Here is an 11,368-nt window from a genome sequence, read left to right as displayed (position 1 = left end):
TACGGGGAACCGCTACCCATGTCCGCGCCCGGGGCCCGCCGCGACGCTGGTCGTCGTGACGAGAGCTGAGACCCCCAGGGACGGGCGGCCGCTCGCCGGGCCACCCGTCCAGCCGTACGAGTACCGCCGCCGGGAGCTGGTCGAGCCGGACTGGCGGCGGTTCCCCGGCTGGCGGGACGTGCCCGCGGAGCACTGGCGGGACCCGCAGTGGCAGCGGGCGCACTGCGTCAAGAACGTCCGGCAGCTGCGCGCCGTGCTCGGCGACCGGGTCGGCGCGGCGTTCTATGCCGACCTGGCGCGCGACCAGGAGCGGGCGGCGACCATGGCGATGCTGCTGCCGCCGCACCTGCTCAACACGATGGTCGTCGACGCGCCGCCGGACACCGACGCGCTGTACGCCGACCCGGTCCGCCGGTACATGCTGCCGGTCTTCTCCGACCGGCACCCCACCTGGCCCAGCCACCCGTACGCCACCCGCGATTCGCTGCACGAGGCGGAGATGTGGGCCTGCGAGGGCCTGACCCACCGGTACCCGACGAAGGTGCTGGCCGAGGTCGTGTCGACCTGCCCGCAGTACTGCGGGCACTGCACCCGGATGGACCTGGTCGGGCCGTCGACGGCACAGGTCGACAAGTACCGGTTCGCGCTGCGACCGGCCGACCGGTACGACCGGATGCTCGGCCACCTGCGCGCCGACCCGGGGATCCGGGACGTCGTCGTCTCCGGCGGCGACGTGGCGAACATGCCGTGGCCGCGGCTGGAGGCCTTCGTCTCCCGGCTGCTGGACATCGACCACATCCGCGACATCCGGCTGGCCTCGAAGGCGCTCGCCGGGCTGCCGCAGCACTGGCTCGCCGCCGAGGTCCGCGCCGGGATGGCGCGCCTGGCCCGGACGGCGTTCGACCGCGGGGTACGGCTGGCCGTGCACACCCACGTCAACGCCGCCCAGCAGGTGACGCCGCTGGTCGCGGAGGCCGCGCGGGCGATGCTCGAGGCGGGCGTGCACGAGGTGCGCAACCAGGGCGTCCTGCTACGTGGAGTGAACGGCACCCCGCACGCCCTGCTCGACCTGTGCTTCGCGCTGCTCGACGGCGCCCGCGTCACCCCGTACTACTTCTACCTCTGCGACCTGGTGCCCGGCTGCGAGCACTGGCGGCTGGCGCTGTGGGAGGCGCAGGACCTGCAGGACGCGATCATGGGGTACCTGCCCGGCTTCGCCACCCCGCGCCTGGTCTGCGACGTGCCGTACGCCGGCAAGCGCTGGGTGCACCAGGTCGACAGCTACGACCGCGAGCTGGGGATCTCGTACTGGACGAAGCCGTTCCGGACCGTCCTCGACGGCGACGACCCGGCCGCGGCGGACCGCCGGTACGAGTACTACGACCCGATCCACACCCTGCCCGCGGCGGGGCGGGAGTTCTGGCGGTCCGGCTCGCTGGCCGGCGCGATGAGCGGAGCGGCGTCATGTGGCTGAACGACCCGGGCGCGCGGGCGGCGTTCGAGACCGCCGACGCCGAGGTGCGGTACCTGGAGGAGGCCGGCTTCGCGCCGGAGGCGGTCGCCCGGGTCCAGCGGGACAAGCTGGACCGGCTGTGGGACCGGGCCCGGCACGTGCCGTACTACACCGGGTTGCCGGGGGTGGCCGAGCGTGACCTGGCGCGGCTGCCGGTGACCGGCAAGGACGTGCTCAAGGCCCGGCCGGCCGACTTCGTCCGCGCCGACCTGCCGCCGATCGCCAAGTACTACGAGAGCTCCGGCTCGTCGGGTCGGCCCACCCCGACCCCGCGGCTGGCCGAGGACACCATCACCAACGTCATCGGGGTGTCCGCGCTGTGGCGGCGGGCGCTGGGTGACGAGCCGAGCCGGGTGGCGGCGCTGCTGCCCTCCGACGTGGTACCGGTCTGCGACTTCGTCGCCGCGACCTGCGAGTACCTGGGGCATGCGCTGCTGCGCTGCTACCCGTTCAGCCTCGGCATCTGCGACTGGGACCGGCTGGAGGCGCTGTTCGCCGGCTACCGCCCGGAGCGGGTCTTCGCCGCGCCCGGGGTGCTCGCCCAGTGGACCCGCATCCTGAAAAGCCGCGGCACGCTCGCCGAGACCCGCGCGAGCGTGCGGACCGTGCTGCTGCTCGGCGAGGTGTCGCTGCCCGGCCAGCGGCGCCGGCTGGCCCGCGACTGGGGCGCCGACGTACTGGACGCCTCCTACGGCAGTACCGAGACCGGCACCATCGCCGCGACCTGCGACCGGGGCAGCCTGCACCTGCTGCCGCACGGGCACCTGCTGGAGCTGCGCGGCGCGGACGGCGCGGTACGGCCGCTCGCGCCCGGCGGCGCCGGGGAACTGGTCGACACCACGCTCAACAACTACGCCCGCCCGCTGCTGCGCTTCGGTACCGGCGACCGGGTGGACCTGCCGGCGCAGCCGTGCGCGTGCGGGCTGCCGCTGCCGACGCTGCGGGTGCACGGCCGCGGCGCGGAGCGCGTCCCGGTCGGCGCCGCCGAGCTGACCGAACACCTGGTCGGCTCGGTCGTCTACGACGATCCCCGGCTGACCGGCTACCTGATCCAGCTGCGCGACGACCGGGCCCGCCTGGTGGTCGAGCGCGACGTCGACGTCGAGGCGCCCGACGCCGAGCTGACCACGGCCGTGGCCCGGCGGTTCGCCGCGGCCGGGGTGGTCTTCGACGACGTCGTGGTGGTCGGCCAGCTCCCGGCCACCAGCAAGTCCGGCGGCAGCCAGAAGAACTGGAAGCGCACGAACGTGGTGACGGTCCGATGAGCACCGACGGGATGATGGCCATCGGCGGAATGCGGTGGACGGCCGACGGCGGCGCCCGGCAGGACGAGGCCGACCTGTGGTGCAGCTACGCCGCGGTCCGCACGCTGACCTGGCTGGGGGACAAGCCCGCCGACCCGGACGCGGTCGCCGCGTTCCTGGCCTCCCGGCGAAACCCCGACGGCGGGTTCGCCTGGCAGCGCGGCCTGCCCTCGGACGTGTGGGCCACGTACTACTGCGCGCAGGCCCTCGGCGACCTGGGCGTACCGGTGCCGCAGCGCGACCGGCTCGCCGCCTGGGTGGCGTCGACGCGTACCGCCGACGGTGGGTTCGCGATGATGCCCGGCCAGCCGGCCGACATCTGGGCCACCTACTACGCCACCCGGTTGTACGCCGAGGTGCTGGCGGCGCCGGTACCCGACGTCGACCGGCTGGGCGGCTGGCTCGCCGCGACCCAGACCGGTACCGGCGGGCTGGCCTGGCAGCCGGGCAGCGACCAGGCCGACACCCGGGCCGGCTACTACGGCGCCCTGGCCTGGCGGGCCGCCGCGGCGGACCGCCCCGTGCCGGTCCGCCGGGCCGCGCTGGTGGCGTGGCTGCGCGACCGGCAGGCCGCCGACGGCGGGTTCGGCTTCGCACCCGGGGCGGCGTCGTGCGCCTGGGCGGCGTTCCGGGCCACCCGGGCGCTGCGCGCGCTGGGCGCCGCCCCCCGCGACCCGGACGCGCTGCACCGCTGGCTGGACGCGCGGCACCGGCCCGACGGCGGGTACGAGCGGTGGCCCGGGTACGGCGTGTCCGACGTGTGGGCGTGCTTCAGCGTGGTCGGTGCCCTCGACGCGCTCGGCCGCCCGCTGGCCGGAGCGGCCGGGCACGGCGTGGCCGACGCGGTGCGCGGCTGCCAGCTGCCCGGCTCGGGCTTCACCTACCGCAGCCCGGCCGCCGCGTCCGACAGCCTCGCCACGGCCGCCGCGCTGGTCCTGTCCGCCCGCCCCGAGCTGGCCGACTGGCTGCGCCGTGCCCAGCTGCCCTACGAGGACGGCGTGATGTACATGCCCGGCCGGGGTGCGGAGATGCGCTGCACGCTGTGGGCCGCCTCGGCGCTGTCCACCGTGGACGCGAGCCTTGACGCCGGCCGGGTGCGGCGCTGGCTGGTCGCGCTGCAGAACGTCGACGGCGGCTACGGATACTGGCACGGTCGCGGCTCCGACCTGGTGTCCACGGTGTCGGCGGTGGAGCTGGCCGCGGTCAGCGGGCTGCCGGTCGCGTCCACGATGGACAGCGGCCGGCTGCTGCGGTTCCTGCGCGGCTACCGGGCCGGTGACGACGGGTACCGTCCGGCGGCGGCGTCCGCGCCGACCGTGGCCGCCACCGCACAGGCCGCCCGGGCTCTCGCCGTCCTGGGCGAGACCGGCGAGGCGGTCGCCCTCGCCGCCGCGACCGACCGGTGGGCCAGCCCGCTCGGCGGGTACGCGGCCACCCCGCGCGCCGTGCCCGACCTGCTGTCGACCTACCAGGCGGTGCTGACCCGCCAAGCGCTCGGGCTGGGGCTGGACACCGGCGCGCTGCGGCGCTTCCTGGCGAAGGTCAGGACCGCCGGCGGGTACGCGTGGAGCCCGCTCAGCCGCCGCGCCGCCGGCCCGCTGGCGGCCTGCCTCGGGGCGCAGCTCGACCGGGTCGCGAGCGCCGATCCCGCGCCGCCGCTGCTGCGGCTGAACCTGTGAGGTGCGCATGCCGACCACGACCATCGAGACCCCGGTGGCCGACCCGCGGTTCGCCCGCCGGGTCGCCAAGGAGCTGGCCTTCTGGTGGCGCCGGCACGGCGTCGACGTCAACCACGCCGTGACCCGCTTCGTCGACCTGCCCGGCGACCGGGTGTTCAGCGGGCCGTTCCCGCTGGCCGGGCGCCCGGGCGAGCCGGCACCCGCGTTCGCGTTCGTCACCTGCGTGCTGTCGCGTGACCGCGACGCCGGCTTCCGGCGCGGGTACGCCCGGCACCTGCGTGACGTCCTCGCCCCGGAGATCCCCGCCGACCGGGTGTTCGTGTCGTTCCAGCCCACCGACCCCGCCGACCACCTCACCCCGGGCAGCCCCGCCTGGGACACCGAACCGGAGGAGCACCAGTGACCGACGCCGACCTCACCGCCGCGGTCCGCGACTGCGTGGCCGGCCTGCTGGCCGTCCCGCTGGCCGCCGGGCACGACACCGTGGCCCTCGCCGAGATCGCCCCCGAACGCTACGACAGCCTCGGGGTCCTGGACTGTGTCGGCGCCGTCGAGCAGCGCTTCGGGATCGCGGTCGACCTGGTCGAGGACGACCTGCGGACCACGTTCCGCAGCGTCGCCGCGATCGCTGCCCTGGTGGAGCGCAAGCGGCACGACGCCGCGGTCCTCGGGATGGCCTGATGGGCGCAGACCTCGTCTTCGCCACGTCGGGTACCACCGGCGAGCCGGTGCGCTGGCTGCGCACCGCCGCGCAGGTACGCGCCGAGGCCGAGCTGCTCGCGGTGCTGTGCGACGCCGGCGACGCGGACGGGATCGTCTGCTACCCGCCGCCCGCGCACCTGTACGGCCACCTGATGGGCCGGGCCCTGCCCGACCTGCTCGGCCTGCCGGTACGTCGGGTCGGGCTGACCGAGCCGGCGCGGGACGCGTTCGCGGGCCTGCGCCGCCCGGTCGTGGCCGCGCTGCCGGCCGCGCTGGCGCACCTGAGCCGCGCGCTGCCGCTGCTGCGCCGGCTGGACCGGCTGACCCTGGTACACAGCAGCGCCCTGCTGCCGGCCGCCGCCACCCGGCTGCTCGCCGACCTCGACGGCCGCGCCGGCCTGGTCGAGCTGTTCGGCTCCACCGAGACCGGGCTCGTCGCGACCCGCCGGGACCCGCTCCGTCCGGAGTGGACGCTCGCGCCCGACGTCGCGTTCGACGCCGACGTACCGGCCGGCGGTGAGGCGCCGCTGCGGGTGCGCAGCCCGCGCCTGGCCACCCGGCCGGGGACCGCGCCGGCCACCCGGTACACCCTCGACGACCTGGTCGACGTCGTCGACGCGCGGACGTTCCGCTGGCTGGGCCGGCGCAGCCGGCTGGTGAAGGTCAACGGCCGGCGGGTCAACCTCGACCTCGTCACCGACACGCTGCGCGGCGAGGTCGGCGCCGACGCCGTACCCGAGCACGTCGTCACCTGCCGCCCGCACCGCGACGACCTGCGCGGCGAGTGGTTCAGCGTCCGGGTCGCCAGCGGCGACCCGGCGGTGCTCGCCGCGGTCACCGCCGCCTGCCGCCGCCTGCCGGCCTGGCAACAACCCCGATCGATCGAGCCCGTACCCGAACGGATCACCACATGACACCTCCCGTCACCGCGCTGCGCGACCTGGTGCGCGCCGCCGCCCGCCACCCGTACTTCGCCGGCAAGTACCGCGACCTGGACCTGGCCGGTGACTTCGCCTTCACCGACGTGCCGGAGATGACCCGCGACGACATCACCGCCGCCACCGAGCAGATCGTCGCCGCTACCGACCGGGCGACGGGCGCGTTCCTGTTCACCAGCGGCGGCAGTACCGCCGAACCGAAGATCGCCTGGATCCCGTGCGAGATGCACCTGGGCGCGCTGCTGCCGCACTGGCAGCCGCTGACCCACCGCGACGTGCTGGCCAACCTGGCCATGCCGGGCCGGCTGTGGTCGGCGCACTACTGCTACAACCGGGTCGCCGAACACGCCGGCGCCGACGTGATCGGCCTGGGCAACATCGGCGACGACGAGCTGGGCCGGTGGCTGGACTTCCTGGTCCGCCACCGCACCACCGCCGTCGCCGGCACGCCGTCGCAGCTGCTGAAGATCCTGCGGTACGCCGAGCGCACCGGCCACCCGATCGCCACCCGGCTGCGGGCGGCGCTGTGGTTCGGCGAACCGGTCGACGCCGAACTGCTCGACCTGCGCGACCGGTGCGCCCCGCACCTGGAGCTGTGGGGCAACTACGGCTCCACCGAGACGTGGGTGATCGGGACCAACGGCCCCGGCTGCCCGGTCGACACCTTCCACGTCCTGCCGTACCAGCACGTCGAGGTGGTCGACGGGCACGTCCTGGTCAGCACGCTGCATCCGGGCGCGGTCAGCCCGGTCATCCGGTACCGCATCGGCGACCGCGCCGCGTTCACCGACTGTGCCTGTGGCCGGCCGGCGGCGCTGCGCCTGGGCGGCCGGGAGGGCGCGCTGGTCAAGTTCGCCGGCACCCTGGTCGACCCGCAGGACCTGGTCGCCGTCGCGCGCGCGGTCCCCGGGGTACGCGCCGCCCAGGTCGCCCTCATCGCCGGCGCCGGCGGCGAGGCCATGGAGGTCCGTGTCGTCGGGACCGGGGTGAGCGCGCCGGCGCTGCGGGAACGGCTGCTCGCCTCGCACATCGACCTCGGGTTCGGGCTGCGCGGGGAGGACGACACGTTCCGGGTCCGACTGGTCGACCGGCTGGCGACCAGCGCCCAGACCGCCAAGACCCCCGCCCTGGTCCGGGAGTCCGCGGCCGCCGCGCCGGTCCGGGAGTCCGGAGCCGCCGCCCTGGTCGGGGAGCCCTAGTGTCCGACGATCGCTTCACCCTCCCGCTGGCGCGCCGCCGCGAGCTGGTCGAGACCGGTGCGCTCGACCCGCACGCGTACCGGCGCGACCTGGTCGAGCACATCCGCGACGCCGACCCGGCGGTCCGGGCGTTCGTCGACTGGCGCCCCGGTGACGTGGCCGCCTCCGGTGTGCCGTGGGCGCCCTCGGTCACCTACAAGGACACCATCGACGTGGCCGGCTACCCGACCCGGCTGGGCATCCGCTCCGGGTACCGCCGGTACCCGCGGGCCTCGGCCGAGATCGCCCGGCGACTGGCCGCCGTGGGCCTCGGTTGCGCCGGCAAGGTGGCCACCACCGAGTGCGCCCTCGGGTCGGTCAAGCCCAGCCGCAACCCGCGGTACCCGCACGTGTCGCCGGCCGGCTCCAGTACCGGCTCGGCGGTGGCGGTGGCGGCCGGGTTCTGTGACCTGTCGGTGGGCACCGACTCGGGCGGCTCGCTGCGCTGGCCGGCCGTGTACTGCGGGGTCACCTCGCTGCGGGTGACGCCCCGGCCGGAGCTGCTCGCCGGCGTGCACACCGTGGCGCCGAGCCTGGAGTCGGTCGGGTTCGTCGCCCGTACCGCCGCCGACCTGGCCTGGTGCTGGCGCACGTACGGGCTGGGCGCGGTGGTCGGTGCGCGGGCGGTGCGGCCGTCCGGCCGGCTGCGGGTCGCGGTCACCCGCCCGCCCGGTGAGACGCTGCACCCGGAGGTCGGCGCGCTGCTGGACCGGGTCCGCGACGCGCTCGCCGGCTCCCACCACGCCGTCACCGAGGCCGACCTGCCCGAGGTCTGGCGGCTGCGGGCCCCGGCGGGTGAGCTGCTGGCCCGGGAGGCGCACGACAGCTTCGCGGAGCTGGCCGCCGACCCGGGCGTCGAGCTGGGGCCCGACACCCGGGCCGCGATCGACCGGGGGACCGCCGTGACCGATCCCCGGTACCGGTGGCTGCGCGCGCTGCAGGCGGATGCCCGGGTCCGGCTGGCGCTCCTGCTGCGCAGGGCGTACGACCTGCTGATCATGCCGCTGGAGGCGGACCTGCCCGACTCGGCCGACGCGCGGCCGGCCAGCACGCTGCCGGAGCCCGGTGGCGGCGCCATGACCCTGGTCGCCAACCTCGCGGGGCTGCCCGTCCTGGCCCAGCCCCTAGCAATGTCCACACAGGATTCACCGCTCGGTGTGCAGGTGCTCGCCGCGCCCGGCGCCGACGACCTGCTGGTGGCCGCCGCCGAGCTGCTGGCCGGCCTCGACCTGCCGGTCCTGGCCGGCAGCCCGGAAACCGGCAGATGAGAAGGGAAGAGCAGATGGATGCAGAGCGGGACGCGATCGTCGTCCTGGGCGCACTGTTCGGGGCGCGCTACCCGGCCCTGGTACCCGCCGCGTCGGCGCGCGGCCTGACCGTCCTCGGCGTCGACGCGCCCAGCCCCGGCAAGCAGCGCTTCGACGCCGCCCGCCACCGGTACCCCGACCACCCGCTCGCCGGTATCGCCGAGCTGGCCTGGACCACCGGCGACCGGCACGACGAGATCCTCGACCGGGTGCTCGGCTGGACCGCCGCCGGGTACGCCGTCCGCGGGGTGCTCGCGTTCGGCGAGGACTACGTCGAGGCCGCCGCCCTGGTGGCCGACCACCTCGGCCTGCCGTCGCCGGGCCTGCGCGCCGGCCGGGTCTGCCGGAACAAGCTCCTGCAACGGCGGTACCTCGCCGCCTGGAGCCCGCGGTCCTGGCTGCTGGCCGGGCCGGGCCGCGGAGACCGGGCACGGACCTGGACGGAGTTCCCGGCCGTGGTCAAGCCGACCGGACGGGAGGCCAGCTCCGGGGTCCGGCGCGTCGACGACCGTACCGGTCTGCTGGCCGCGCTCGACGGGTACGACGCGGGCGAGCCGCTGCTGCTCGAACAGCTCGTCGCCGGCCACGAGGTGTCGGTGGAGACCCTGGTGCAGGGCGGCCGGGTCGTCTTCGCCGCCGTCACCGGCAAGCGCACCAACGAGACCGGCGGTGCGTTCTTCGTCGAGATGGGGCACACCACCGACGACCCGTCGCTGGACGACGCGACCCGGGGCGCGGTGCTCGGCACCAACCGGGCGGTGCTGGAGCGGCTGGCGTTCGCCGACGGCGTCGCGCACGCCGAGTACCGGATCACCGCCGACGGCCGGGTGTACCTGATGGAGATCGCCGCCCGCGCGGCCGGCGACAGCATCGTCATGCTGTACCACCTCGCCACCGGCGCGCCGATGGAGGAGGCGATGCTCGCGATCGCGCTGGGGGAGCCGGCGAGCTACCCTCCGCCGCGCCGGTACGTCCGGCAGGTGTACGCCGACCACCGGCCCGGGGTGCTGCGCGGCGCCCGGATCGACGGCCTGGACACCCCGCTCACCTGGCTCGTCGAGCGGTGGATGTGGCCACCGGTCACGCCGTGCGCGCCGGGCGACCCGGCGACCGTCCACATGGTGGTGGTCGGCCGGTCCCGCGGCGACGAACTGGTCGAGATCCGGCAGTCCGGGGACCGGGCGCTGATGTACGTCGTCGACGCCGACACCCCGGCCGAGCTGGACGAGCTGGAGGCCCGCTGCGCCGCGGCGGTCTCGCTCGACGTCGAGCCGCGGGACGAGCCGGCGCGGATGGCCGCGCCCGTCCCGGTGAAGGCGGGCTGACGTGGCCGGATACGCCCGCGCCGCCGTCGCCGCCGTCGTGCGCGAGCGCCTGGAGGCGCTGCGCCCCCCCGGCTACCGGCGGATCGCCGCCTCCATGCTGGTGACCAACTTCGGCAACGGCATGCAGTTCATCGCGAACGTCTGGCTCGTGTACACGATGACGAAGAGCCCGTCGGCGGTGCCGCTGGTGCTGCTGACCGCCGCCGTGCCCGGGGTGGTGTTCGGGCCGTTCATCGGGGTGGCGATCGACCGCTTCCCGCGCCGGCTGGTGTTCGCCGCCGCCGAGGTGGCGTCGGCCGCCATCCTGCTGGTGACCGCGGTGCTGGCGCTGACCGGGGCACTGCGTACCTGGCACGTCTTCGCCACGGTGTTCCTGCTGGGGCTGACCGAGTCGACCGCCGTGCCGACCGGTACCACCCTGGTCCGCGAGATCGTGCCGGTGGGGCGGCTGATGGCCGCCAACGCCACCACCGGGGTGGCGGTGCAGACCGGCAACGTCACCGGCGCGGCCGTCGGTGGGGTGCTCATCGCCTGGACGTCGGTCAGCTCGGTGCTGCTGGCCAACATGGTGACGTTCGGAGTCTCGGCGCTGTTCGTGCTCGGCGTGCGGACCACCCGACGCATCGAGGTACCGGACGGGGAGGGCTGGCGGGAGTCGGTGCGGCGGGCCGCCATGGGGCTGACGTACCTGCGCACCCACCCGAAGATGGTGCCGTCCTACGCCATGCTGCTGGTGCTGTTCGCGACGCTGTACCTGCTGAACACACTGCTCGCGCCGTTCGCCACGGACGTGCTGCGGGTCGGCGCGGACGGGCTCGGCTTCATCGACGCGATGTTCGCCCTCGGCGCGATCGCCGGCGGGATCGCGTTGCCGCTGCTGACCGCCCGGCTCAACCGCGACCGGCTGGCCGGCCTCGGCGTGATCGGTCTCGGTGCCGCCCTGATGGCGCTGGGTGGCTCGCGCGGCCTGCTCGTGCCGATGCTGCTGTACGCCTTCGCCGGCATCAGCTTCCAGTCGTTCTACATCTTCCGTACCCGGGTGCAGGAACAGGTGCCCGTCGACCTCCAGGGCCGGGTGATGGCGCTGCTCATCACCAGCGTCGCCGGCTGCCGGCTGGTCGTGTACGGCATCCTCGCGATCGTCGCGTCGACGGTGACCCTGCGCCTGATCTACGCCGTCGGCGGCGCGGCCCTCGCGCTGCTCGGTGTCGGCGTGACGATCGCCGCGTTCCGCCGGCCGTTCGCGTCCGCCCCGCCGGTGGAGCCGGAGGAGCCGGAGGAGCCGGAGAAGCCGGCCGATCATCCCGCCGCCGCGCCCGTCGCCGGGCCGGTTCTCGTCACCCGGACCGAGAGGGGCTGACC

At 75.5% G+C, this 11,368-nt stretch carries 10 protein-coding genes; all 10 read left to right on the top strand.

Annotated features, from left to right (window positions below; translation table 11 throughout):
• Window positions 1-55 precede the first annotated feature (55 nt).
• From ACNTMW_RS01045 to ACNTMW_RS01000, 10 genes are read left to right on the top strand one after another with little or no spacing between them, the layout of a single operon-like run.
• Window positions 56-1,474 carry a KamA family radical SAM protein gene (locus tag ACNTMW_RS01045; protein ID WP_426631372.1) on the top strand — a complete coding sequence of 473 codons (1,419 nt, stop codon included), beginning with the start codon at window positions 56-58 and terminating at the stop codon, window positions 1,472-1,474.
• A complete protein-coding gene (locus ACNTMW_RS01040; RefSeq protein WP_426631371.1) occupies window positions 1,465-2,778 on the top strand; it encodes a phenylacetate--CoA ligase family protein in 1,314 nt (437 codons plus the stop codon). The genes ACNTMW_RS01045 and ACNTMW_RS01040 overlap by 10 nt, the downstream gene beginning before the upstream one ends.
• A complete protein-coding gene (locus tag ACNTMW_RS01035) occupies window positions 2,775-4,496 on the top strand; it encodes a prenyltransferase/squalene oxidase repeat-containing protein (RefSeq protein WP_426631370.1) in 1,722 nt (573 codons plus the stop codon). Before ACNTMW_RS01040 ends, ACNTMW_RS01035 begins: the two co-directional genes overlap by 4 nt.
• 7 nt (window positions 4,497-4,503) lie before the next feature.
• A complete protein-coding gene (locus tag ACNTMW_RS01030; RefSeq protein WP_426631369.1) occupies window positions 4,504-4,899 on the top strand; it encodes a hypothetical protein in 396 nt (131 codons plus the stop codon).
• Entirely contained in the window at window positions 4,896-5,177 is a 282-nt protein-coding gene (locus ACNTMW_RS01025; protein ID WP_426631368.1) for a hypothetical protein, read from the top strand. Before ACNTMW_RS01030 ends, ACNTMW_RS01025 begins: the two co-directional genes overlap by 4 nt.
• Window positions 5,177-6,112 (top strand): AMP-binding protein, encoded by a 936-nt coding sequence (locus ACNTMW_RS01020; protein ID WP_426631367.1) that lies wholly within the window; start codon window positions 5,177-5,179, stop codon window positions 6,110-6,112. Before ACNTMW_RS01025 ends, ACNTMW_RS01020 begins: the two co-directional genes overlap by 1 nt.
• Window positions 6,109-7,335 (top strand): phenylacetate--CoA ligase family protein, encoded by a 1,227-nt coding sequence (locus tag ACNTMW_RS01015; RefSeq protein ID WP_426631366.1) that lies wholly within the window; start codon window positions 6,109-6,111, stop codon window positions 7,333-7,335. The genes ACNTMW_RS01020 and ACNTMW_RS01015 overlap by 4 nt, the downstream gene beginning before the upstream one ends.
• Window positions 7,335-8,642: an amidase gene (locus ACNTMW_RS01010; protein ID WP_426631365.1), complete on the top strand. Its 1,308-nt coding sequence runs from the start codon at window positions 7,335-7,337 to the stop codon at window positions 8,640-8,642. Before ACNTMW_RS01015 ends, ACNTMW_RS01010 begins: the two co-directional genes overlap by 1 nt.
• 14 nt (window positions 8,643-8,656) lie before the next feature.
• Window positions 8,657-10,006 carry an ATP-grasp domain-containing protein gene (locus tag ACNTMW_RS01005; RefSeq protein WP_426631364.1) on the top strand — a complete coding sequence of 450 codons (1,350 nt, stop codon included), beginning with the start codon at window positions 8,657-8,659 and terminating at the stop codon, window positions 10,004-10,006.
• Window position 10,007: 1 nt separating this feature from the next.
• On the top strand, window positions 10,008-11,366 hold the full coding sequence (locus ACNTMW_RS01000) for an MFS transporter (protein WP_426631363.1): 1,359 nt from the start codon (window positions 10,008-10,010) through the stop codon (window positions 11,364-11,366).
• Window positions 11,367-11,368: the final 2 nt, after the last annotated feature.

Source organism: Planosporangium spinosum (assembly GCF_049999945.1).
Taxonomy (GTDB): Bacteria; Actinomycetota; Actinomycetes; order Mycobacteriales; family Micromonosporaceae; genus Planosporangium; species Planosporangium spinosum.
This window is presented reverse-complemented; position numbering and strand designations above follow the sequence as displayed.